This is a genomic window from Lutibacter sp., assembly GCF_016342705.1.
Classification (GTDB): domain Bacteria; phylum Bacteroidota; class Bacteroidia; order Flavobacteriales; family Flavobacteriaceae; genus Lutibacter.
On record NZ_JAEINV010000010.1, the window covers coordinates 61,658 to 86,279 of the forward strand.

Below are 24,622 nucleotides of genomic sequence, written 5' to 3' on the forward strand. Positions count from 1 at the left end.
CTATTATATTAAATTATAACTACAAAATTAATCAATAATGCAGTCCTTAAAAAACTTCCTTTCAATATACTACGAATTCGTTTTCGATTTCAATTATTTATTTTAATCTGATTTTAGGATCTAACATTCCGTAAATAATATCTACAAAAATATTAATTAAAATAAACAATGTTGCAATGATTAACACGCTCCCCATTATTATTGGCAAATCTAAGGTATTTAACGCATTTACAATTTCTCTGCCTAAACCATTCCAATTAAAAATATATTCTACAAACACCGCACCTGCTAACATAGATGCAAACCAACCAGAAACTGCAGTTACAACAGGGTTCAATGCGTTTTTTAACGCATGAGTTTTAATTACTTTATAGGTTGAAAGACCTTTTGCTTTGGCAGTTCTTATGTAATCTTGCGTTAAAACTTCTAACAAAGAATTTCGCATTAATTGAATTACAACCGCTAATGGTCTAATTCCTAAAACAACTGCTGGAAGCAATAAATTTTTCCATTGAATGTAAATCTTTTCACCAAAATCATCTACTTCAAATAAACTTCCTGTCATATTTAAATGGGTGTATTTATGCCATACAAAACCAAATAACCATGCAAATAAAATGGCGCTAAAAAATGACGGAACGCTCATTCCTAAAGTGCTAATTATGGATATAATTCTGTCAAATAGTGAATCTTTAAAAAGTGCCGATAAAATACCAAAAAACACGCCCACCAAAATTGCAATTGTAATAGCTGAAACTGCTAAAATTGCTGTATTAGGCATTGTTTCACTAATAACATCAGATACATTTTTATCATTTTTTTGAAACGATTTTCGCAAATATGGATATTTTAAAACTACTGATTTTTGACCAAACGCAAACAATTGAACATACGAATATTTATTTTTGCTCAAAAAAGTATAATCATCACTATTTTTTGAATGCACAGAAATTGGAGATAAATCGTTCAAATAATAAAAATATTGTGTACTTAACGGCTGGTCAAAACCATATTTTTTTCTAATATTTTGAAGCTGCTCTGTATCTTCTCGTTGATCTAACATCATACGAGCAGGATCGCCCGGAAGCACATTAAACAAAAAGAAAATAACAGTAATCACTCCTAAAAGTGTTACTATTCCGTATCCTATTTTATTTAAAATATAATTAAACAAATTGTATTATTTGGTGAACAAATATAACTTAAAGTATTAAAATTACTACTTTTGCACAACTCTTTATTTGAACTTATGAACAAACAAGAACTCATTTCACAAATTCAACAAAAAAAATCATTTTTATGTATTGGATTAGATGTTGATATTACTAAAATTCCAAAACATTTATTAACTTGTGAAGATCCTATTTTTGAATTCAACAAACAAATTATTGATGCCACGCATCATTTAGCTATAGCCTACAAACCAAATACAGCTTTTTACGAAGCTTACGGAATAAAAGGTTGGCAAGCTTTGGAAAAAACCATTAATTATATAAATAAAAATTATCCGGAACTTTTTACCATTGCAGATGCTAAACGTGGCGACATTGGAAATACTTCCACCATGTATGCCAAAGCTTTTTTTGAAGATTTAAATTTTGATTCTGTAACTGTTGCGCCTTATATGGGAAGCGATTCTGTAGAACCTTTTTTAGCTTTTAAAAATAAAATAACCATTTTATTAGCATTAACATCTAACAAAGGAGGTTTAGATTTCCAAGGTTTGAAAACTGAAAATAATGAATTATATAAAGAGGTTTTAAAAACCGCGTTGACTTGGCAAAATGCTGAAAATTTAATGTTTGTAGTTGGAGCAACAAAAGCTGAATATTTTTCTGAAATACGAAAAATTGTACCAAATCATTTTTTATTAGTTCCTGGAGTTGGTGCTCAAGGGGGAAATTTACAAGATGTTTGCAAATATGGATTAACTAAAAATTGTGGCTTGTTAATTAACTCATCCCGTGGAATTATTTACGCTGGAAACGATAAAAACTTTGCTGAAACTGCAAAAAAAGAAGCGTTTAAATTACAACAGGAAATGGAACAAATTTTAAATGAAAACAATTAAAGATCAAATTGGTAGAGAAATTACCTTAAAAAATACTCCAATAAGAATTGTATCACTAGTTCCGTCACAAACCGAATTACTATGCGATTTAGCTTTGGAAAATGAATTGGTTGGGATCACTAAATTTTGTGTTCATCCATATCATTTAAAATCTACAAAAGAAATAGTTGGAGGAACCAAAAAAGTGGATTACGAAAAAATTAAAGCATTAAATCCTGATTTTATTTTGTGCAACAAAGAGGAAAACGCTTATGATATGTTGCCTGATTTGGAAAAAATTGCTCCAACATATTTTTCTGATGTTAATACACTGAATGATTCTATAGATTTAATTTTACACTTAGGCTCCATTTTTAACAGACGCACAGAAGCAGATAATTTAGCGCACAAAATAGAATACAAACTAGCAGATTTTAAGCAATTTACAAAAGATAAACCCATTAGAAAAGTGGCCTATTTTATTTGGGCAAAACCTTGGATGGTGGCCGGAAATGATACTTATATAAATGAAATGTTGCAACTAAATAAGTTTGAAAACATTTATGATACAATGAGTCGTTACCCGAAAGTTGAAATAAATAAAATTAGATATGATGGCGACCCAGATGTGGTAATTTTATCATCTGAACCATTTCCTTTTAAAGATGAACATGCAATGGAAATTGCATCCTTTACTAACAGATCTATTACTGTTTTTGGTGATGGAGAAATGTTTAGTTGGGCAGGCTCTAGAACACTTTTAGCTTTTGATTATTTTAAAAAACTACACGAAAAACTAGAAAGTCATTTTTAAATGTGAATCATGTTGAACTTGTTTCAGCATCTCATATTACATTCGCAAAATATGGATAAGATGCTGAAACAAGTTCAGCATAACGGAAAACAAACTAAAAAAGCCTTTCAAAAATTTTGAAAGGCTTTTTAAATTAAATTATTTACAACTATTTTATTTATCCTGCAAAGCAAAAACTTTCTTTAATAAATCTGAAGTTCTGCTACTTATTTTAGTTCTAATATCGTTTTCTTCAACTGCTACCATTGTAAAAACTCCTTTTAAAGCTTCTTCAGTAACATAATTGGTTAAATCAGGATTTACTTTATTAACCAAAGGAATATTGTTGTATTTAGTAATTAAATCTGACCAAATTTTATCAGCACCTACTTTTTGAAAAGAATTGGCTATAATTGGATTAAATTTTTGATACAAAGCATCTGAAGTAGTATTTTGTAAATACATGGTTGCTGCATTATTTTCTCCTAACAAAATATTCTTTGCATCGCTAAAAGACATTCCTTTTATAGCATCAACAAAAATTGGAGTAGCCTCACCTACTGCATCTTCTGCCGCTCTGTTTAAAACTTTTAAACCTTCATCAGCTAATTTTGATAAACCAATTTTACGCAATGTATTGTCAACTTTTTGTAATTCCTCAGGTAATAAAATTCTGGTCAATTCATTTTTAAAAAAACCGTCTTCAACAGCTAATTTACTCACCTGATTTGTAATTCCGTTGTTTAATGCTTCTTTTAATCCGTTTCCAATTTGATCATTTGTAATCATTCCGTTAGGTAATTGATTCACAACTTGCTGTAATTCAGCACAAGCTGATAATTGAAACACTACAATTAATAGTAGTAATTTTTTCATCTTTATAGTATTATTTAAATTTTCCTGTTTTAAAATCATATCCATATGGGCAATGCTTACAGCCATTTTTACAGCAATAACCTCTTTTTAAATGGTATTGCTCAGTAAAAACTTTGTAACCTTGCTCGTTTACATAAAAATCTCCTTCTTCCAAAGTTGTGATATTGTTAAAAGTCATAGCTGCAAAAATAGTCAAAAAAAAACGCTCTGAAAATTCAGAACGTCTTTAGGTTTCCTTTTTCAATTATTTCTCAATTCCAGGAGGATATTTCGCCATTATTTCACCAACAAACTCCTTTATTCTTTCTTCTTTTTTAGTAACGTTTCCAGAAGTATTTAAAGCGCCGCTTCCAATACCTTGCCAAGCTAATTCTTTGCTTTTAGCATCAATTAAATCCACAAACAACGTGCCTTCTGTATATTTTGAAATATGCATACCAAAGTTTGGTCCGTAATACCAAGGATGCCAACCCATGTACATATTATTGTTATATACATCTACTTTTTGACGTGATTTTGTAAAAATATTGACTAAAATATCAGGATTTTCAGAAATAGTTAATCCTTTTGCCAACAATTCATTCTCAATAGCTTTTAAAATTCTACGTTTATCTAAATCTGAAATTTCTACTTTATCAATTCCCTTTTTGTAAAACGCAAATGTTTTAAATTTTGAAAAATCTGTTGCGGTATCATAATCAGAAGTTACTCGAACCGAACTACAAGATGCTACTATAAAAAGTAGGGCTAATGGTAATAATTTGAAGACTTTCATATAAATAATTTTTAACTAATTGAACAAATCATGTAATAATGATTCATCTACTAAATTAGGCACAGTAACTTTTAATTTTGGTTCAATTTCCATTGCTCTTTTAATTGCAAAAGTTGCCCCTTCATTACGCGCCCAATTTCTTCTAGAAATTCCATTATTTACATCCCAAAAAAGCATACTTTTCAAACGCTTTTCTGCTTCTACACTACCATCAAGAACCATACCAAAACCGCCATTTATAACTTCTCCCCATCCAACTCCACCACCATTATGTATTGAAACCCAGGTTGCTCCTCTAAAACTATCGCCAATTACATTTTGAATAGCCATATCTGCCGTAAATTTAGACCCATCGTAAATATTTGAAGTTTCTCTATATGGAGAATCTGTTCCCGAAACATCATGATGATCTCTTCCTAATACAATTGGTGCTAAAATTTCACCATTTTTTATGGCGTTATTAAATGCTTCAGCAATTTTCATTCTTCCTTCAGCATCAGCATATAAAATCCGTGCTTGTGATCCAACTACTAATTTATTTTCCTGAGCACCTTTAATCCACTGAATATTATCCGCCATTTGTTGTTGTATTTCTTCCGGTGAATTCTTTTTTATTTTTTCTAAAACTGAACAAGCAATAGCATCGGTTTTTTCTAAATCTGTTGGATTTGCTGAAGTGCAAACCCAACGAAACGGACCAAAACCATAATCAAAACACATAGGCCCCATAATATCTTGCACATAAGATGAATATTTAAAATCGATTCCGTTTTCAGCCATCACACCAGCTCCTGCTCTACTAGATTCCAGTAAAAAAGCATTTCCATAATCAAAAAAGTAAGTTCCTTTTATAGTGTGTTTATTAATTGCATTTACTTGTCTCCTTAAACTTTCCTGTACTTTTTCTTTAAACAAATCTGGATTTGAGGACATCATTTCATTAGCTTCATCAAAAGAAATTCCTACTGGATAATAACCTCCAGCCCACGGATTATGTAAGGATGTTTGATCGGAACCTAAATCTACGTATATATTTTCATCTGCAAATTTTTCCCAAACCTCCACAATATTACCTAAATAGGCTATTGAAACCACCTCTTTTGCCGCTTTTGCTTTTTTAACTCTTTCAACCAGTTGAGTTAAATCTGAAATTTTCTCGTCAATCCAACCTTGAGACAATCGAATTTCAGTAATTTTTGGATTCACTTCTGCACAAACCGTAATACAACCAGCAATATTTCCAGCTTTTGGCTGTGCTCCACTCATTCCTCCTAAACCTGATGTTAAAAATAATTTCCCTGATAAATCTTCCTTATTTTTTGCAATTTTCCGACCAGCATTTAACACTGTAATGGTTGTACCATGAACAATTCCTTGTGGACCAATATACATATAACTTCCTGCAGTCATTTGTCCATATTGCGTAACTCCTAAAGCATTATATTTTTCCCAATCATCTTGTTTGCTATAATTAGGAATCATCATTCCGTTAGTAACCACTACTCTTGGCGCATTTTTATGTGAAGGAAATAATCCCATTGGATGCCCAGAATACATAGTCAATGTTTGCTCATCCGTCATTTCAGACAAGTATTTCATGGTAATTAAATACTGTGCCCAGTTTTGAAAAACAGCACCATTTCCACCATAAGTAATTAATTCATGAGGATGTTGCGCAACAGCATAATCCAAATTATTTTGAATCATATGCATAATTGCTTTTGCTTGTTCGCACTTTCCTGGGTATTCGTTTATTGGACGTGCATACATTTTATAATCTGGACGAAAACGATACATGTAAATTCTTCCAAATTCTTTTAATTCATCAGCAAATTCCTTTGCTAAAATAGCATGATGCTTTTTATCAAAATATCGTAACGCATTTTTTATTGCCAATTCTTTTTCTTCTTTTGAAAGAATTTCTTTTCGCTTTGGCGCGTGATTTATAGTTGTATCGTAGGCTTTAATTGAAGGTAATTCAGCTGGAATTCCTTGTAGAATATTTTCTTGAAATGTCATATTGTAAGGTTTATTTTTAATAATTTCTACTATTGAAAAAACTAAAAAACTAAGGATAACGTATACCAACTCTAGAATGAGTTAATGCAATACATTTTTTATATTTAAAGTGCAAAACGTCCAAAATAATTTCTTTTATTTGGTGTTTTACAAATATAGTTCAATTTGGATTGATTTTTGAATAAGTTACCATGTAATGATTATAATTATTAAACATATATTTCCTAAAAAATATTGTGGCTTAAGTATTTATCCGTTCATATTTTTGAAAAATAAATATTTAAGAACAAATAAAATTCTTTTGAATCACGAAAAAATTCACTTAAAACAACAAGTTGAATTGATTTGGGTTTTCTTTTTTGTGTGGTATTTTATTGAATATTTAATTCGCCTTTTTCAATATAAAAATCATAACAAAGCTTATAAAAACATAAGCTTCGAAAGAGAAGCTTATACAAACGAAAATAACTTATACTATTTAAAAACCAGGAAATACTTTTCGTTTTTAAAATACCTTAAATAAAGACTACTGTTTTATTTTTATATACCATTACTTTTCGTTTGGTATGTAATTTAATGGCTCTGGAAAGCACAATTTTCTCCAAATCTTTTCCTTTTAAAATAAAATCTTTAATAGTATTGGTATGCGTAACACGCGTAATATCTTGCTCAATAATTGGTCCTTCATCTAAATCTTCTGTCACATAATGACTAGTCGCTCCAATAATTTTAACGCCTCTTGCAAATGCTGAATGATATGGTTTTGCACCTGGAAACGCAGGTAAAAATGAATGATGAATATTTATAATTTGGTTGGTGTACTTTTCAATTAATTTACTGGAAACTATTTGCATATACCTAGCCAACACAATAAAATCTATTTCATACTCTTGCAACAGTTTTAATTGTAAATCTTCAGCGGCTTCTTTGGTGTCTTTTGTAATCTTAATATAATAATATGGAATATTAAAACTATTAGCAATATACTCTAAATCAGGATGATTACTAATAATTAACGGGATTTCAACATCTAGTTCATTAGAACTATATCTACTTAAAATATCATACAAACAATGCTCATATTTTGAAACAAACAATGCCATTTTCGGCTTTATATCAGCATCAAATAATTGCCAATTCATATTAAATTTTTCAGAAAACGTTTCAGCAAAATTTTCTTCAAATATTTCAACAGAAAACGTAGCTTTTGAAAACTCACATTCCAAACGCATAAAAAACATTAAATTTTCCCTATCTACGTGCTGATCTATATATACAATATTACCATTTTGTTGTTGAATAAAATTTGTAACAGAGGCAATTATACCTTGTCTATCGTTACAATTTATAAGTACTATTATTCGTTTCATTTATAGCGTTTATTAAGTGTCAAAATTATGCAAAATAAGTTTAGCCTATACCGAAATTATAAAAGTTAGATAAATGATAATTTTAACGTTATAATTTTAAAAAAATCATAAATTGCAGTTTAAATACTAGCTAATTTTACAGAATGAAAAAAATATCAGTTTATAAACCAATCAATAAAATTCGAATTGTAACTGCCGCATCACTGTTTGATGGTCACGATGCTGCTATAAATATTATGCGAAGAATTATTCAGGCAACCGGTGTAGAGGTAATTCATTTAGGTCATGATAGAAGTGTTGAAGAAGTTGTAAACTGTGCAATTCAGGAAGATGCAAATGCAATTGCAATGACTTCTTACCAAGGAGGACATATGGAGTATTTTAAATTTATGCACGATTTACTGCAAGAAAAAGGAGCTTCACAAATTAAAATATTTGGCGGCGGCGGCGGTGTTATTCTTCCTTCTGAAATAAAAGAATTAATGGCGCATGGAATTACAAAAATTTATACTCCAGATGATGGCAGAGAAATGGGATTGCAAGGAATGATTAATGATATGATTGAAAAAAGCGATTTTCCAACCGGTGAAATTATCGATTTTTCAATAGATGATTTGTCTAAAAAAAATAACACACAAATAGCTCAGTCAATATCAGGAGCTGAAAATTTTTCTGAAAAACATGCGAAATTTATTGACGAAATTAGACAGAAAGCCGCAACGTCTAAAATTCCAGTTTTAGGAATTACAGGGACAGGAGGCTCTGGAAAATCTTCAACTGTTGACGAATTAGTTAGAAGATTTTTATACGATTTCCCAGATAAAACCATTGGAATTATATCTGTAGATCCTTCAAAAAGAAAAACTGGAGGTGCACTTTTAGGCGATAGAATTAGGATGAATTCTATTAAAAACAGCAGGGTTTATATGCGTTCTTTAGCTACCAGACAAGCAAATTTAGCGCTTTCTAAACACGTAAGTGATGCGGTTGCAATTTTAAAAATTGCTGGTTTTGATTTAGTGATTTTAGAAACTTCTGGAATTGGACAAAGTGATACCGAAATTTTAGACCACTCTGATGTTTCCCTATATGTTATGACTCCAGAATATGGGGCTGCAACACAATTAGAAAAAATTGACATGCTAGATTTTGCTGATGTTATTGCACTCAATAAATTTGACAAACGCGGTTCTTTAGATGCCTTGCGTGATGTAAAAAAACAATACCAACGCAATCATAATTTATGGGATAAAAATGTTGATGAAATGCCAGTTTACGGCACAATTGCATCGCAGTTTAACGATCCCGGAACTAACGAATTATATAGTGTACTTATTCAAAAAATAACCGAAAAAACTGCTGCAACTTTTGAAAGTTCTTTTGAATTAAAAAACAACACCAAAGAAAAGCAATTTATAATTCCACCAAGTAGAACTCGTTATTTATCCGAAATAACCGAAAACAACAGAGCTTACACAAAGGCTAGTTTTCAACAAAAAGAAATTGCTCAGAAATTATTTGGGATTTATAAAACTATTGAAGCAGTTTCATCAAAATTACCAGAATTAACTAAAATTGGGTTGAATGAGGATGGGATTCTGAAACAAGTTCAGAATGACGATAATAAAATATTGACATCACTGCTTTTTAAAGAATTTTCACGTGTTAAAATGGATTTAAACCCTCATAATTGGAACATCATTTTAAACTGGGAAACTAAAAAGCAATCGTACAAAAATGATATTTATTCTTATAAAGTTAGAGATAAAGAAATTTGTATAAAAACACACAGCGAATCCCTTTCCCACATAGAAATCCCCAAAATAGCATTACCAAAATATGAAGCTTGGGGAGATATTTTATTTTGGAGTTTAGAAGAAAACGTTCCAGGTGAATTTCCATATACAGCAGGACTTTTTCCGTTTAAAAGAACCGGTGAAGATCCAACAAGAATGTTTGCTGGTGAAGGTGGTCCGGAACGTACAAATAGAAGATTTCATTATGTAAGCTTAGGATTGCCCGCAAAACGCTTATCAACTGCCTTTGACTCGGTAACTTTATATGGAAATGACCCAGATGTTCGTCCAGATATTTACGGTAAAATTGGAAATGCAGGAGTTTCTATTTGTTGCTTAGATGATGCTAAAAAATTGTATTCTGGTTTTGAACTAACCAATGCAATGACATCCGTTTCTATGACAATTAACGGCCCCGCACCAATGATGTTGGCATTTTTTATGAATGCTGCTATTGATCAGGAATGTGAAAAATATATTATTAAAAATGGTTTAAAAGCTGAAATTGAAGAAAAAATAGTTGCTATTTACAAGAAAAAAGGAACCGAAAGACCAAAATACCAAGGAGATTTACCTGAAGGAAATAACGGTTTAGGATTGTTATTATTAGGTGTTACTGGGGATGAAGTATTACCAAATGATGTGTATAAAAAAATAAAAACCGAAACTATTTCAACGGTTAGAGGAACTGTTCAAGCAGATATTTTAAAAGAAGATCAGGCACAAAACACGTGTATTTTTTCCACAGAATTTGCCTTGCGATTAATGGGTGATGTTCAGGAATATTTCATAAAAAATAATGTACGTAATTTTTATTCGGTTTCTATTTCTGGCTACCATATTGCAGAAGCTGGAGCGAATCCAATTTCACAATTAGCGTTTACCTTAGCAAACGGATTTACCTATGTTGAATATTATTTATCGAGAGGAATGGATATTAACAAATTTGGTCCAAATTTATCCTTTTTCTTCTCCAACGGTGTAGATCCAGAATATGCTGTAATTGGCAGAGTTGCCCGTAAAATTTGGGCAAAAGCACTAAAAAATAAGTACGGAGCAAACGCCAGAGCACAAATGCTGAAATATCATATTCAAACATCTGGAAGAAGTTTACACGCTCAAGAAATAGATTTTAATGATATCCGAACAACGCTGCAAGCATTGTATGCTATTTATGATAATTGCAATAGCTTACACACCAATGCGTACGATGAAGCGATCACTACACCAACCGAAGAAAGCGTAAGAAGAGCAATGGCAATTCAGCTAATTATCAACAAAGAATTAGGGTTAACAAAAAATGAAAATCCGATTCAAGGGGCTTTTATTATTGAAGAATTAACTGATTTGGTTGAAGAAGCTGTATATAAAGAATTTGATAGAATTACCGAACGCGGTGGTGTTTTAGGCGCTATGGAAACCATGTACCAAAGAGGGAAAATTCAAGAAGAAAGTTTGTATTATGAAACGTTAAAACACAATGGTGAATTTCCAATTATTGGTGTAAACACCTTTTTAAGTAGTAAAGGCTCTCCAACTGTTTTACCCCAGGAAGTTATTAGAGCTACGGAAGAAGAAAAACAATATCAAATTACTGTTGTTAAAAATTTAAATAAAGGAAATGCAACTAAAACTTCAGTCCAAATTGAAATGTTGAAACAAAAATCTATCACTAACGAAAATATTTTTGAACAACTCATGGAAGCTTGTAAAGTTTGCTCAATTGGTGAAATAACAGAAGCTTTATTTGAAGTTGGCGGACAATATAGACGAAATATGTAAACTTTATAATAAAGATTTTACATAACTTCTATACATTCTTTTTAAAAGAATAAGTTCTTTGCGAAGCATTCTCACAAAGTCTTTACCACTAATTTTAGAACTTTCAAGGTTTAAACAATCTTCATACAAACAATCAATAAAATAATGAAGTGACTTTGCGTATTTTAATTTTAAAACTGGGTTTTCCTGCGTTTCTGTTTCTGCAATTTTAGGAACCAAACCCAAAGAATTCATTACCAAACTATCTGCATACAAATCATAATTTTTCACCGAAGAACACATAGATAAAATAGTTTTATCATTGGTAACATACGAAGCAATTTGACGCGACAATTTAAAAATCTCTAATGATTTTTTATATAAATTTAAATGACTTAACCTATGTTCTTGATAATTTTTCATTTCCCCTTTAAAATAGCAACACAAATCTACCAACATTTTAAAATTTTTATATTTAATAATTAAAGTGTAAATTTATTTTACTTTAATTATTAATGCTTTTATAAGTTAAAACTTTAATTATGAAACTAGATGATATCAGTTGGAAAATATTAAAATGCTTGCAAAAAAATGCCAGACAGTCTAATACTGAAATTTCAAAACAAGTAAACATTTCTTCTCCAGCCGTTGCAGAACGCATCCGGAAAATGGAAGATATTGGTATAATACAAGGGTATTATGCTAAAGTTTCTCATTATGAAACTGGCCATCAATTAAAAGCAATTATAACTTTAAGAGCCTTTATGGGCAGGCTAAAACCTTTTTTAGAAATAGTTAAAAATTTTGATGAAGTTGTAAACTGTTATAGAATTACAGGAAATGAAAATATTGTAATGGAAGTAGTTTTTAACAACCAAAAACATTTAGAAAAATTTATTGATCAACTAATTACGTATGGCGAAACCAGAACCCATATTGTACTTACTAATGTTGTTGAAAATAATCCAATTATAAAAAGAACAAATCTTAATTTATAACTAACTATTACTATCAATAATTGTAAGCGCTAACCGAATTTTAAAATACTCAATTTCACTGTTAAAATATTCAAAATAGGGTCTTAATGCTTGCGGGCTTTCTAACTCTTTCTTTGCTTCTCTAACTTTTTCAACTTCTTCTTTAGTAACAAAATTGTAAATATCAATCGCTTTTCCGTCGGAATATAATTTTGCTAAATGAGAAAAAATAGTAGTTGATTTTAAATTTCTATTTTCAGCAATTTCATCAATTGTAAAACCTTCTTTATACAATTCATACGTAATTAAATTAGTGTCTTTTTTCTTAGGTTTTCTCTTTTTCTCACCCATAAAACTGATAATTTCGGCAATAAATTCATCACCATAAACTTCCAATTTTCGTTGTCCAACACCGCTAATTTCTAACAAATCGCTTTCACTCATTGGTCTAGCGCGTTCCATTTCTTTTAAAGTAGCATCACTAAATACTAAATACGCAGGAATATTTTCATCTAAAGCTATTTGATGACGCAATTTCCTCAATCTTTCAAACAACGTATCTTTTTTAGCTTTGGCTACTTTTGGTTCTTTTTGCAAAACTTGTTGTTCTTTAACCTCAACAGCACGTGTTAGGTTTACAATTTCCTTTTCAAACAATACTTTTTTTGAAAATTCTGTTAAACGCAAGGCATTATTTTTATGAAAAGCTATTTCACAATAGCCTTGATTTATTAATTGAATAATATATTGTTGCCAATCGCGCCAAGAAATATCTTTACCAACTCCGTGAGATTTCAACGTATCGTATCCTCTATCTAAAATAGTTGCATTATGTGCGCCTCTTAACACATCAATTACAGTTCCTATGGCTTCTGTTTCATTTAATCTGGAGACAACAGAAAGTGCTTTTTGGGCAATTATTGTTCCGTTAAAAACTTGTGGTGGATTTTTGCATACATCACAATTTCCACAATTTTCAGATAATAATTCTCCAAAATAACTCAATAAAATTTTTCTTCGGCAAGTAGTTGCTTCAGAAAATTGTTTCATTCGTTCTAATTTTGCAACCTGAACTTCTTCATTACTTGCACCACTCATAAACTTCCGTAACTGAATTACATCTGAATAACTATGAAAAAGTAACGCTTTTGCATCCAATCCGTCACGTCCACATCTTCCAATTTCCTGATAATAGCCTTCAATATTTTTAGGCATATTATAATGAATTACCCAACGAACATTGGATTTATCAATTCCCATTCCAAAGGCAATAGTAGCACAAACAACTTGCGTTTTATCGTAAATAAAATCTTCTTGCGCTTTGGTTCGTTCTAAAAAATTTAATCCGGCGTGATACGATTTTGCATTAATACCATTTTGCCTTAATTTTTCAGCTAATTGCTCGGTAGATTTTCTACTTAAACAGTAAATAATTCCTGCTTCCGAAGGTTTTTTCTTAATAAATTTTATAATTTGACTTACTCTATCATTTGCTGGACGAACTTCCAACTCAATATTCTTTCTATCAAACGATGATAAAAACTGAATGGCTTTTGGAATACTTAATTGCTCTAAAATATCTTTTCTTGTTGCTTTATCAGCCGTTGCAGTTAAAGCAATAATTGGTGTGTTTGGCAATAATTTTTTAAAAAAATTAAGCTGCTGATACGAAGGCCTAAAATCGTGTCCCCAAGAAGAAATACAATGCGCTTCATCAATAGCAATGCAACTTATATAGTTTTCATTTAAAATATTTTCTAAAAAACTTAAACTTTCTGGAGCAACATATAGTAACTTAATTTCTTTAGCAACAACCTTATCAAAAATGGCTTCTTGTTCAAATTTTTCCTGACTGCTGTTATAAAAATCTGCAGCAATTCCGTTCGCATTTAATCCATCAACTTGATCTTTCATTAATGCTATTAATGGTGAAATTACCAAGGTTACTCCTTCAAATAATAATGCTGGCAATTGAAAACAAATAGATTTTCCACCACCAGTTGGCATAATTACTAAATTATCTTTTTTCAATAAAACAGATTCAACAATGGCTTGTTGTTGATCACGAAAGCTATCGTAACCAAAATATTTTTTTAATGTAGGAAGTATTTTTTCTTGTGTTTCTTTTAATAGCATTCAGTGTAATTTTTTACAAAAATACATTTAATTAACAAATTAGAAGAAATTGAAATAAACTAGCTTATTTTTATCTTTAATTCAAAATACCTACTGCTGAATGCATAGCATTTAATATTATAGTAAAAATTGCTACAAATGTTTATTCTAAAGGCAATAAACACAAGGTTAACAACAAAAAAAAAGTGCATCCCAATTAAAACTTTCGTAATTTCGCACACTTGACGTTTAATTATAATAAACAAAAAAATAAAGACATGAGTAAAATAATGACAGTCGACATATTGTCGAGTATTAAAGGAGCGCAACCCTCAGAGGCTGTGAATAAATTATTTGATGTGATTAAAAATGCACATACCAATAATAATTCTTTAAATAATGTCAATTATAATTGCGTGTCTGTAAACGACCTTAGAGAAGATATTGTAGTAGAAAGTTCGGCTATTGAAAAAGAATTAATTATAGAAAACTTTCCGAACAAAAAAAACGGTTATCTAGTAGTTGCTAAAATTATAGAAGACTAGTTATGGAATCTCAAATAAAAGCATTGCACCAACAATTGGTGACAAAACAGATTACTTGTACTGCTTTGGTACAAGAAAAATTAGACCTACTTAAAAAGAACACACACCATACTGTTAATTCTTTATTAGATACTTTAGCATTAGATTTAGCTAAAAAAGTGGATGAAAAAATTGCAAAAGGTGAAGAAATTGGCTTGTTAGAAGGCATTCCGTTTGGAATTAAAGATGTATATATGTTGCAAGGAACTTTTGCAACTGCAAGTTCAGATTTATTAAAAAATTACAAATCGGCTTATACTGCAACAGCCATTCAAAAGTTGTTAGACGCTGGAGCAATTCCGTTGGTTAAAGAAAACTGCGATAGTTTTGGACACGGTTCCTCTAGTGAAAATACTATTTTTGGCGCTGTAAAAAATGCAGTAAACACCAACTTAGTTGCTGGTGGTTCTAGTGGTGGATCTGCAGTAAATGTTGCTTTAGATTACACTGTTTTTTCTATTGGTGGAGATACTGGAGGGTCCATTCGTCAGCCTGCAGGTTACAACAATATTTATGGTTTAAAACCTACTTACGGACGTATTTCTAGATACGGTTTAATGGCGTACGCATCAAGTACAGATTGCGTTGGACCTTTAGCAAAATCTATTGAAGATATTAGAATTGTGTTAAATGTAATGAGTGGAAAAGATGCTAAAGATCAAACATCCATCAACTCATCTGAAATAACTGAAGATGCTATTTTAAAAAACACTGTTAAAACTGTTGGTTATTTCAAAAACTTTATTGAAAATGACGCTATTGACCCTAAAGTTAAAGCCGCTTTTTTACAAAGTATTGAAAAAATTAAGTCAAAAGGAATTAAGGTAAAAGAATTAGATTTCTTCCCATCGGATATTTTGGTTTCAACATATTACACCTTGGCAATGGCGGAAACTGCTTCAAACTTATCTCGATTAGATGGAACAAATTATGGAAATAGAATTGAATCGGAAAACTTAAAAGAAACGTATTCGGTAACACGCTCAGAAAACTTTTCAGAAGAAACTAAACGAAGAATTGTTGGTGGAAATCAAGTTTTATCACAAGGTTTTTCTGATGAAATTTATTTAAAAGGATTGGCTATTCGCGATCAAATTTCTGCAAATTTCACCAAAGATTTTGAAGAAGTTGATATTATTTTATCGCCAGTTACACCAAGCTCTCCACCAAAAATTGGTGATAGCTTAAAAGATCCTTTGGCTATGTATTTATCCGATGCTTATACTGTTGGGTTTAGTTTAGGACAATTACCAACCTTAACTGTGCCGCAAGGAACTGCAACCGGCTTACAAATTACCGCAGCAAAAAATAATGAAGAATTGATATTGAAGTTTGCTAACTTCTTAAAAGATACAATATAATGGAATTGGAGCAATTACAGGCGGCTATTAAAGCCCACGATTTAGAATTGGTTATTGGACTGGAAACTCACGTTCGATTAAATACTAAAACCAAGTTATTTTGTTCTTGTCCAAATCAAGAAATTGAAACACCAAACCAAAACATTTGTTCGGTTTGTACTGGTCAAATGGGCGTTTTACCAGCATTAAATAAAGAAGCTATAACCAAAGCTATCTATTTTGGAAAAGCGGTAGATTCTTCATTTTCTAATGAAGTAATCTCTTGGGATAGAAAACATTACGAATATCCAGACAACCCGAAAAATATACAAATAACACAATATCATAATCCAATTATTCCGGACGGACAAGTTTCTTGTTACCGAAATGATGGTTCTCAGTTTACTGTTAATTTAACGCAAGTTCATATAGAAGAAGATGCCGCCAAATTAATGCACGAGAAAAAAGTTTCGTTGGTAGATTTCAACAAAGCCGGAGTTCCGCTTATTGAAATAGTAACTGAACCTTGCATTAGAAATATTGAAGATGCCTCTATTTACGCGCAATACATTCAACGTATAGTTCAAAACTTAGGAATTTCTGAAGCTAACCTAGAAAAAGGCGAATTTAAATCGGATGTTTCGGTTTCTCTCCGTAAAAAAAGAAGCTACGATTTAAATCCACGTACAGAAATTAAAAACTTAAACTCTTTTAAGTTTATGGTGGAAGCTTTAAAAGAAGAAATTGAAAAACAGTTTAATTATTATATTGAACATAAAGAGTTTAGACCTGATCAAACCACTGTTTTATGGGATGCCGATTTAAAGCAAACCAAAACAATGCGTAAAAAGGAGTTTGAAGCCGATTATCGTTTTATTTCAGAGCCAGATTTACCTTTTGTAAATATAAAAGACCTCATAAACACTATTAAGGTTGATAACAGCTCATTACCTTATGCAGTGGAATCCATTTTAATACAAGGTGGCGTTTTACCACAAGATGCTAAGTTTTTTACTGCAGATGCTGATCGTTCTAAAACGTTTATGGCGATAAATAATGTGCTAAAAGATCCTTCTTTTGTTGCCAAAACATTGGTAAATAATTTAAGCGCTGATGAATATTCAAAAATTAAAAATATTGAACATTTAATTGAAATTTTCCAATTATTTAAAGCTGAAAAAATTACAGTTGTATTGGTTCAAAATGCTATAACTTCTTATTTAAAAGATAGAACTTTTGATTACAATAAATACTTTGAAGAAAATACTATTTCAGATGCTCAAATTAAAAATGCTATTGATAAAGTAATTTCAGAAAACGAAGCAATCGCCAATGAAATTAAAGCAGGAAATAGTGGAAAATCAGGTATTTTAGTTGGGAAAATTATTTCAATTATTGGAAAAGGCGCTTCAGGAAAAGTAATCAGAGAAGGTATTTTAGCTGCTTTAGGTGCTGATGAAATACAAGGCTCAAAAAATGAGCTTCAAAAATCAAAAATAGAAGGCGCAACTACTTCATCAAAAGAACAAGAAGAAGTATTGCCAGAAATTCCTATTGTAATAAAAGAAAATTATAGAACACATTTAATTACTAGTTTAACTGAAGAAAATATCAACGATAAAATTTCTTTGGCAGGTTGGGTTTCTAGTGTTCGTGACCACGGAGAATTAATTTTTATTGACTTACGTGATTCAAGTACTGAAATTTTTCAAGTGCGATTAAGTAGAGAATCGTTTCCAAATTTAGATGAATTGGTAAAGTTAAAACCAGAATCTGTAATTATGGTTACCGGAGTTGTAGTACAACGTAATGCCGATGATTACAATGCTGCTTTAAGAACTGGTGAAATTGAATTAGAAACTTCAGAATTAGAAATATTAAATCTTTCTAAAACATTGCCTTTTGAAATAAAAAGAGCCACAAAAACAAATGAAAATGTTCGTTTTCAATACAAGTTTTTAGATCATAGAAATGATGATGTTAGAAGAGTTATTGTAAACCGCCATAAGGTTATAAAATTATTACGTGACATTTTAGATGAAGAAAATTTCTTAGAAATTGAGACACCAATTTTAAGTGCCGGAACCGATGAAGGAGCACGTGAGTTTATTGTTCCAACACGTAAACAACCTGGTTTCTTTTATACCTTACCGCAAGCGCCTCAGCAATTTAAACAAATGTTAATGGTAAGTGGTTATGAAAAGTATTTTCAAATTGCACGTTGTTTTAGAGATGAAGATTCTCGTGGAGATCGTCAGCCAGAATTTACGCAATTAGATTTAGAAATGGCTTTTGCCAGTATGCAACAAATTATAGATTTAAACACTAAAATGTTTAATGAAGTAGTGAAGAAAATATACGGCAACAAATGGATTTTACGTCCGTTTGAAGTAATTACTTACCAAGATGCTATGGACAAATACGGTTGTGACCGACCAGATTTACGTTTCGGATTACAATTACAAGACATTACAACTATTGTTAAAGACACAACTTTTCAGGTATTTAGCAAACCAATTGAAGATGGCGGAATTGTAAAATGTATTAAAGTTTCTGCAAAAGAACAAGGAAGCAAACGCTTATCTAAAGGACAAATAGAAAATTTAACTTCTATTGCCCAACAACACGGTTTAGGTGGTTTGGCTTATATTATTGTAAATGAAGATGAATTACAATCGCCAATTATTAAATTTTTAGGTGAAGATATTGCAGCAGGAATTATAAAAGTTACCAATGCACAAATTGGTGATATTGTATTTTTCTCAGCAGCAGATTATGCAACTGCCAATAAGGCTTTAGACGCTGTTCGTCAGGAATTAGGTAAAATATTACATTTAATAAATCCAAAGGAATTACGCCCAGCTTGGGTAATAGATTTTCCAATGTTTGAAAGAACTGATGAAGGAAGATGGACATTTACCCACAACCCTTTTTCTATGCCAGCTGTGTACGATTTAGAAAAACATATGAAAGGTATTGATGCTGAAATTGGAACCATTATAGCCCAACAATACGATTTAATTTTAAACGGTTACGAAATTGGTGGAGGATCGGTTCGAGCACATAAATCTGAAATTTTAGAAGCAACCTATAGAAATATGGGTTACAATAAAGAAGAAATGATTAAAAGTGTGGGAACTATGTACAAAGCTTTTCAATACGGAGCGCCGCCACACGGTGGAATTGCTTGGGGAGTTGACCGTTTAATGATGATTTTAGAGAAAAAAGCTTCTATTAGAGAAGTAATGGCTTTCCCAAAAACTGGAACTAGTGAAGATTTATTATTCGGAGCGCCATCGCTTTTATCTGATAAAAAGGTAGAAGAAATGAATGTGAAGATTATTAGAAAATAAATAAAATTTAAAAGAGGCCGTCTAAATAGTTGGTTTTGGTCAACCTGAACTTGTTTCAGGTTCTCATTCTGATGAATAATCAAGTATGTTAAGATTCTGAAACAAGTTAAAAATGAAGACTTTTAACTCTGTTTAGACAGCCGCTTTCTTTATAAATTATAGCCCACAGTAAACATTACAATTCTTGGTAAAATATATGTTTTTTGATCAGAAATTATATAGGATGAAAAGCTATTTGAACTTTTATATTTTACCTTTAATAAATTTTGTGCATCTATTTTAAAACTCCAAGCACTGTCTTCATTTTTATAAGAAAGCGTTGTGTTTGCTAATTGGTACTTATTTTTTTGATTTGAAGTTTTATTAATGTAGTTATAATTTTCGTACTCAAAAGAAAAAATAAACCCTTTTAAAAAATCATAATCTATAGTTAAATAAGGCTGATTGGTAACAAATTTTGATGTTTGATTACTCGATGTGTAATTACCAAAATCTTGTTTAAAACCTACTTCAACTGTTGGAAATTTATCAAACAATGTTTTTGCTGACAAGTTATAGCCAACACTATTATTTTTATTTGTAACCACTTTAGTATCTATATTTTGAATATAGGACAACCTAGAAGCTTGTGTATTGATTCCGTATTTTATTTTCTTTATTTTTTTATCAATAGTTACACTAAAATTTAATCGCTCCTCAGGATTATTTATAAGTATTGGTGAAATAAATTGATTGGTTTCTTCAAACTGAACAGTGTTTTGAATTCCTTTTACTTTTTTACTATAATTAATAGCACTAAACAACATTAACCCTCTGTACAAACTAAATCTGTTATAATAAATACGAGCTGTGTGAAATAGTTCATTTTCTAAGTTTTCATTTCCTTTAAATACTGAATTGTACGAACGTAAATAAAAACGGTTTGCCAATTTTGACGCATCTGAAAAGGCGGTTTTTAACTGATAATTTATTTTTATTTTTTTAGAGTTACTAAACTCTATTTTTGCTGAAAAATCTGGCAAAAGTACTGTTTTTTGATGATTTTCAGTTGTAACTTGTTGTGTTTCCCAATTATAATTGTGCAAAAAAGCACCTTGCTTTAATTCAAAAATACCTGCTTTAAATTTGTAATGAACACCAACAAATAAATCGTTGAGCGTTAAATCTATAGCATTTCCAAAACCTGAGTTATCAAAACTGTTCACAGAACCATCCGCTAACAACTGACTATCTTCCGTTACAAAAGAGTCTTTAGTATAGTTATTTCCAATAGTGGTATATATGTGATTAAAATTATTGAGCACCCAATAATGCTTAAAAATAGCATTAATTGTTGTAGTAGTTGTTTCTTTTAACTGTTTAATACTATACTGATCCGATTCTTCTACGGGAATTAAACCTTGTAAAATTGGTTGATTTGTTTCCCATAAAGTCATTGGATTATTTTCATCTAAAACAGCATCAACAGCAAATGAAAAGGAATGCTTTTGGTTCATTTTTTTATGCCATTCTATATTTTGATTTAGATACTTTGAAACAGCTTCATTCTTTTCTGAAATATGGTTTTGTTCATTTTCAATAACTGATAAAATGGTGTTATTTTTATTATTATCGGTTTTTTTGAACTGTGATTTAAAATACCATTGTTCATTTTTATTGGGTGCATATTCAATGTTTAACTTCCCAATACCCAGTATATTTCTTGTCGCAGAATTATGGGCTGTTTCTTCGGTAAATGCAGTATATTGATTGATGGATTCTTGATATGTTTCATTTTTTGAATGTGAAAAAATAGCATATCCAGAAATGTCTAATTTACTATTCACTACTTTGGTAATGTTTAATGCGCCAAATTTATTGTTACTAGTTACAATATCTTGGGTTTCTAAAAATTGAGAAAAATCACTAGCTGAAATATTGTAAATTGAACCATCGCTTTTTAAAAATGCACTAACGCCACCTTGAAAATTCATATAATCTTTAAACGTAAAAGTTTTCTCTCCTGTATTATTTAAATTTCCAATAAAATTAACATTGGTTTTTGGACTGTAATAGAACAAATTACTGTGGGTTCGGAAAAAATCTTTATTTCCTTTTCCAACTTCAATATCGCCAAAGGCAAATTGCTTTTTATCTTTTTTTAAGAGTATGTTCATTGCTACATCTTCAGAATCTGACACGTTTTTTAAAAAGGCAATTTCATTATAATTATCAATTACCTGAACTTTATCAATAGCATTTGCAGGAATATTTTCAACGGCTAGTTTGGTGCCTCCATTAAAAAACTTTTTACCTTCCACTAACATTTTGGTTACTTTTTTACCTTGTACTGTAACACTTCCATTTTTATCTACCTCAACACCTGGCAGTTTTTTAAGTACATTTTTTAGTTTACGTTCATCGCCAGTAACAAATTTACTGGTATTGTAGGTTATAGTATCTTCTTTTACAGTAACTGGCAACTCAATAATAACTTCTTGCAATTGATTTGGTGCATCTTTTAAAACAATGTTTTTTAGTGCATTTTCGGAAGCTACCAATTTAAAATTAGTGGTTTTAAAACCCATATAACTCACAGAAATAGTATAGGTATCATTTTTTGTGAGTTCTAATTTGTACAAACCAGCATCATCTGTAATTGCAAATTGTAAATTTTTTGTAAGGTCTGCAGGTTTGGCAATAACATTGGCATAGCTTAGCGGATTTTGTAAACTATCGTTTACACTTCCTTTTAAAGTAATGGTTTGGGCGTTTGAATACAACGCCCCAACAAGAACACAACATATTATAGCAATTTGTTTTTTTAAAATCATTTAAACCTATTTAATGTTTTCCGAAAAGATGCTTCATTAATTTCAAGATTTTTGGCTTTAATTTCGTTTTATACTCTTTAAAAAATCATACGCCCTTTTTTTGCTTATTTCATTGTATTCATCCTTTGTTACCTCTTTCCCTTTAGTTGGCTTTATTATTTTAGTGTCTTTTTTGGTATTTAACTCGATTGTTGAGGCATAAAAACGAACGTTTTGATATTGTATTTCTATAATTAAACCCGGTAAACCACCAAAACCTACAGGACCAAAACCAAATGGAATTTCAGGTGCATACCAAGCTTCAACAGGATGATTAAATATACCTACATTATTTTCAACAACTTTTGTAGTGAGCGCCTTATAACATTTATAGTTACCTATTAATTTACTCTCACTGGTAAGTTGCCATTTTATGGAGTCTAAGTTTGAAACTATATTAAAAATTTCTCCTGACATCTCAACACTTCTTATAGCCTCTTTTGTTTTTAAATTCACATAAAAATCACCACTTGCATCTCCTGCACCTACAATAAATTTTAGTGATTTTTCATCTGTTTCAATTGCTAAATTTTCTTCAAATGAAAATAATGATTCATTATTATTAATAATCAGATTGTACCGTAAACTATTGCTACTCTCTTTTAAACCATCTTGTATGGTATTCAATATTTTTTGCTTCTCTGGATTGCTATTATTTATTGGGTAGTAGTTTATTATATCTTTTTTATACATAACAAAAACTTTCCCATTCTGAGAAAAACTTAGTATTGTAAATAATAATAGTGTTGATAAAAGAATTATTTTTTTCATAAAATCTATTTTTTATCTCTTCATAAAACCACCCATCATTTCCCTAATTCTTTCTTTATATTTTTCTTCTGAAATAATTCTACCTTTAAATAGTTTAATTACAGGTTTCTCTTTAGGATACAATTCAATTTTATCTGCGTAAAAAGTAAAATGTGTATCCTTCAACTCAAGTATCAATCCAGGTAAACTATTAAATTGTTTGGGTCCAAACGGAACTGAAATTTCAGGTGTATACCACGCTACTATTTCAAATGTATATTCTCCTGTTGAATTTGTATTTGTTACACTTGTAGTAGCCTTATAACATTTATAGTTTTTTATAAACTTTTTTTCCTGTGAAAGTACCCATTTTATTTTTGAGGGTTGTGATTCGATTAAAAAATCTTCTCCATTAACCTTTCTATATTGTATATCATTTTCTAAATCAGAAAAATAACTACCATTACTTATTAATTTATCTGCAAATACTCCTGCGTTTAAGTTAATATCACTATCCATTTTATTGCTGACAGAAAAAAATGATGTTTGGTTGAAAAACTCCAATTTAAATATTACTTCTGCCATATATTCATTTATCCCATTAAAATGATCCTTTACAATTTGTTTCGTTTTTACACCATTTAATACTTCATTTGGATTAGAACTATGTTTATAATAAGCAAAGCCATAAACATCTTTGCTTTGGGAATAACTATTTATTATTTGAAAAAGTAGGAATGCAATTACTATAATTTTTTTCATTTTAATTTAATTTATTTATCTAAAATATTATGAAGGAGAAAATTTGATGATCAAATTTTCTCCTTTAATAAAATTCTAATTGAATTTATCCCATATTACCTGCTTCAACAATTTCTTGATAGGTATATCCCTCACAAAGAGCATAAGCTACATTCATATTAAAAAATATTTGTTCATCACTCATACCAGCTATATGGGAAGATTCTCCAACCGCTAAGGCTTGTTCTTCGCAAAATCTATCTGATTCAGCTATTTGGCTTAGCTTTAGATTTTTGAAATTCTCAACATTTGAATTAGCATTCACCATTGATAAACTTGCAAAAACAAATACTACACTTAAAATTATTTTTTTACTCACCATTTTTAAATTTACAACTTTGTGTTCGTGATTTTTCTTTGAAAAGTTCATTTTATTAAAATTTAAATTTGTTAATTGCACATAAATGTGC

The 24,622-nt window shown here is 30.4% G+C and carries 19 protein-coding genes; 7 read left to right on the forward strand and 12 right to left on the reverse strand.

Annotation, left to right across the window (positions count from 1 at the left end):
- Positions 1 to 97: 97 nt before the first annotated feature.
- Complete coding sequence (locus tag JEY78_RS10745) at positions 98 to 1,174, reverse strand: ABC transporter permease (RefSeq protein WP_291850850.1); 1,077 nt, start codon at positions 1,172 to 1,174, stop codon at positions 98 to 100.
- Positions 1,175 to 1,249: 75 nt separating this feature from the next.
- Between JEY78_RS10745 and pyrF the strand changes: the two genes are divergently transcribed.
- Both pyrF and JEY78_RS10755 read left to right on the forward strand, forming a co-directional pair.
- Complete coding sequence (gene pyrF, locus JEY78_RS10750) at positions 1,250 to 2,071, forward strand: orotidine-5'-phosphate decarboxylase (RefSeq protein ID WP_291850852.1); 822 nt, start codon at positions 1,250 to 1,252, stop codon at positions 2,069 to 2,071.
- Positions 2,058 to 2,864 (forward strand): ABC transporter substrate-binding protein, encoded by an 807-nt coding sequence (locus JEY78_RS10755; protein ID WP_291850855.1) that lies wholly within the window; start codon positions 2,058 to 2,060, stop codon positions 2,862 to 2,864. Before pyrF ends, JEY78_RS10755 begins: the two co-directional genes overlap by 14 nt.
- Positions 2,865 to 3,017: 153 nt before the next feature.
- On the opposite strand, the gene JEY78_RS10760 is transcribed toward JEY78_RS10755, so the two are convergent.
- The 5 genes from JEY78_RS10760 to purU all read right to left on the reverse strand — a co-directional run bounded on the left by JEY78_RS10760 (position 3,018) and on the right by purU (position 7,883).
- Positions 3,018 to 3,719 carry a DUF4197 domain-containing protein gene (locus tag JEY78_RS10760; RefSeq protein ID WP_291850858.1) on the reverse strand — a complete coding sequence of 234 codons (702 nt, stop codon included), beginning with the start codon at positions 3,717 to 3,719 and terminating at the stop codon, positions 3,018 to 3,020.
- A gap of 10 nt (positions 3,720 to 3,729) precedes the next feature.
- Positions 3,730 to 3,897 carry a DUF5522 domain-containing protein gene (locus tag JEY78_RS10765; protein ID WP_291851003.1) on the reverse strand — a complete coding sequence of 56 codons (168 nt, stop codon included), beginning with the start codon at positions 3,895 to 3,897 and terminating at the stop codon, positions 3,730 to 3,732.
- Between the two features lie 66 nt (positions 3,898 to 3,963).
- Positions 3,964 to 4,494, reverse strand: coding sequence for a DUF4136 domain-containing protein (locus tag JEY78_RS10770; RefSeq protein WP_291850861.1), 531 nt, complete (start codon positions 4,492 to 4,494; stop codon positions 3,964 to 3,966).
- Positions 4,495 to 4,509: 15 nt separating this feature from the next.
- Entirely contained in the window at positions 4,510 to 6,513 is a 2,004-nt protein-coding gene (locus tag JEY78_RS10775; RefSeq protein WP_291850864.1) for a urocanate hydratase, read from the reverse strand.
- Positions 6,514 to 7,028: 515 nt separating this feature from the next.
- Positions 7,029 to 7,883 carry a formyltetrahydrofolate deformylase gene (gene purU / locus JEY78_RS10785; protein ID WP_291850869.1) on the reverse strand — a complete coding sequence of 285 codons (855 nt, stop codon included), beginning with the start codon at positions 7,881 to 7,883 and terminating at the stop codon, positions 7,029 to 7,031.
- A gap of 143 nt (positions 7,884 to 8,026) precedes the next feature.
- Between purU and JEY78_RS10790 the strand changes: the two genes are divergently transcribed.
- Complete coding sequence (locus tag JEY78_RS10790) at positions 8,027 to 11,461, forward strand: methylmalonyl-CoA mutase family protein (RefSeq protein WP_291850872.1); 3,435 nt, start codon at positions 8,027 to 8,029, stop codon at positions 11,459 to 11,461.
- A 3-nt stretch (positions 11,462 to 11,464) separates the two neighbouring features.
- On the opposite strand, the gene JEY78_RS10795 is transcribed toward JEY78_RS10790, so the two are convergent.
- Positions 11,465 to 11,863: a hypothetical protein gene (locus tag JEY78_RS10795; RefSeq protein ID WP_291850875.1), complete on the reverse strand. Its 399-nt coding sequence runs from the start codon at positions 11,861 to 11,863 to the stop codon at positions 11,465 to 11,467.
- A 119-nt stretch (positions 11,864 to 11,982) separates the two neighbouring features.
- On the opposite strand from JEY78_RS10795, the gene JEY78_RS10800 reads away from it, so the two are divergent.
- The gene (locus JEY78_RS10800) at positions 11,983 to 12,438 is read left to right on the forward strand and encodes an Lrp/AsnC family transcriptional regulator (RefSeq protein WP_291850879.1); all 456 of its coding nucleotides are present in this window, start codon (positions 11,983 to 11,985) and stop codon (positions 12,436 to 12,438) included.
- On the opposite strand, the gene recQ is transcribed toward JEY78_RS10800, so the two are convergent.
- A complete protein-coding gene (recQ, locus tag JEY78_RS10805) occupies positions 12,439 to 14,553 on the reverse strand; it encodes a DNA helicase RecQ (protein ID WP_291850882.1) in 2,115 nt (704 codons plus the stop codon).
- A gap of 257 nt (positions 14,554 to 14,810) precedes the next feature.
- On the opposite strand from recQ, the gene JEY78_RS10810 reads away from it, so the two are divergent.
- Genes JEY78_RS10810 through gatB/aspS form a run of 3 tightly spaced genes read left to right on the forward strand, consistent with a single transcriptional unit; the run spans position 14,811 to position 19,809 of the window.
- Positions 14,811 to 15,077: a hypothetical protein gene (locus JEY78_RS10810; RefSeq protein WP_291850884.1), complete on the forward strand. Its 267-nt coding sequence runs from the start codon at positions 14,811 to 14,813 to the stop codon at positions 15,075 to 15,077.
- Between the two features lie 2 nt (positions 15,078 to 15,079).
- Positions 15,080 to 16,477 (forward strand): amidase, encoded by a 1,398-nt coding sequence (locus JEY78_RS10815; RefSeq protein ID WP_291850887.1) that lies wholly within the window; start codon positions 15,080 to 15,082, stop codon positions 16,475 to 16,477.
- Complete coding sequence (gatB/aspS, locus tag JEY78_RS10820) at positions 16,477 to 19,809, forward strand: bifunctional amidotransferase subunit GatB/aspartate--tRNA ligase AspS (RefSeq protein ID WP_291850889.1); 3,333 nt, start codon at positions 16,477 to 16,479, stop codon at positions 19,807 to 19,809. The genes JEY78_RS10815 and gatB/aspS overlap by 1 nt, the downstream gene beginning before the upstream one ends.
- Positions 19,810 to 19,958: 149 nt before the next feature.
- On the opposite strand, the gene JEY78_RS10825 is transcribed toward gatB/aspS, so the two are convergent.
- The 4 genes from JEY78_RS10825 to JEY78_RS10840 form a co-directional block, all read right to left on the reverse strand.
- Complete coding sequence (locus JEY78_RS10825) at positions 19,959 to 22,622, reverse strand: carboxypeptidase-like regulatory domain-containing protein (protein ID WP_291850892.1); 2,664 nt, start codon at positions 22,620 to 22,622, stop codon at positions 19,959 to 19,961.
- A 57-nt stretch (positions 22,623 to 22,679) separates the two neighbouring features.
- A complete protein-coding gene (locus JEY78_RS10830; protein WP_291850895.1) occupies positions 22,680 to 23,432 on the reverse strand; it encodes a GLPGLI family protein in 753 nt (250 codons plus the stop codon).
- Positions 23,433 to 23,444: 12 nt separating this feature from the next.
- Positions 23,445 to 24,173, reverse strand: coding sequence for a GLPGLI family protein (locus JEY78_RS10835; RefSeq protein WP_291850897.1), 729 nt, complete (start codon positions 24,171 to 24,173; stop codon positions 23,445 to 23,447).
- Between the two features lie 85 nt (positions 24,174 to 24,258).
- Entirely contained in the window at positions 24,259 to 24,582 is a 324-nt protein-coding gene (locus JEY78_RS10840; protein WP_291850900.1) for a hypothetical protein, read from the reverse strand.
- Between the last annotated feature and the right edge of the window lie 40 nt (positions 24,583 to 24,622).

Bases quoted from the DNA above. Each gene is read 5' to 3' on its own strand.
- pyrF (WP_291850852.1), top strand. From the start codon at position 1,250: ATGAACAAACAAGAACTCATTTCACAAATTCAACAAAAAAAATCATTT.
- JEY78_RS10755 (WP_291850855.1), top strand. From the start codon at position 2,058: ATGAAAACAATTAAAGATCAAATTGGTAGAGAAATTACCTTAAAAAAT.
- JEY78_RS10760 (WP_291850858.1), bottom strand. From the start codon at position 3,719: ATGAAAAAATTACTACTATTAATTGTAGTGTTTCAATTATCAGCTTGT.
- JEY78_RS10765 (WP_291851003.1), bottom strand. From the start codon at position 3,897: ATGACTTTTAACAATATCACAACTTTGGAAGAAGGAGATTTTTATGTA.
- JEY78_RS10770 (WP_291850861.1), bottom strand. From the start codon at position 4,494: ATGAAAGTCTTCAAATTATTACCATTAGCCCTACTTTTTATAGTAGCA.
- JEY78_RS10775 (WP_291850864.1), bottom strand. From the start codon at position 6,513: ATGACATTTCAAGAAAATATTCTACAAGGAATTCCAGCTGAATTACCT.
- purU (WP_291850869.1), bottom strand. From the start codon at position 7,883: ATGAAACGAATAATAGTACTTATAAATTGTAACGATAGACAAGGTATA.
- JEY78_RS10790 (WP_291850872.1), top strand. From the start codon at position 8,027: ATGAAAAAAATATCAGTTTATAAACCAATCAATAAAATTCGAATTGTA.
- JEY78_RS10795 (WP_291850875.1), bottom strand. From the start codon at position 11,863: ATGAAAAATTATCAAGAACATAGGTTAAGTCATTTAAATTTATATAAA.
- JEY78_RS10800 (WP_291850879.1), top strand. From the start codon at position 11,983: ATGAAACTAGATGATATCAGTTGGAAAATATTAAAATGCTTGCAAAAA.
- recQ (WP_291850882.1), bottom strand. From the start codon at position 14,553: ATGCTATTAAAAGAAACACAAGAAAAAATACTTCCTACATTAAAAAAA.
- JEY78_RS10810 (WP_291850884.1), top strand. From the start codon at position 14,811: ATGAGTAAAATAATGACAGTCGACATATTGTCGAGTATTAAAGGAGCG.
- JEY78_RS10815 (WP_291850887.1), top strand. From the start codon at position 15,080: ATGGAATCTCAAATAAAAGCATTGCACCAACAATTGGTGACAAAACAG.
- gatB/aspS (WP_291850889.1), top strand. From the start codon at position 16,477: ATGGAATTGGAGCAATTACAGGCGGCTATTAAAGCCCACGATTTAGAA.
- JEY78_RS10825 (WP_291850892.1), bottom strand. From the start codon at position 22,622: ATGATTTTAAAAAAACAAATTGCTATAATATGTTGTGTTCTTGTTGGG.
- JEY78_RS10830 (WP_291850895.1), bottom strand. From the start codon at position 23,432: ATGAAAAAAATAATTCTTTTATCAACACTATTATTATTTACAATACTA.
- JEY78_RS10835 (WP_291850897.1), bottom strand. From the start codon at position 24,173: ATGAAAAAAATTATAGTAATTGCATTCCTACTTTTTCAAATAATAAAT.
- JEY78_RS10840 (WP_291850900.1), bottom strand. From the start codon at position 24,582: ATGAACTTTTCAAAGAAAAATCACGAACACAAAGTTGTAAATTTAAAA.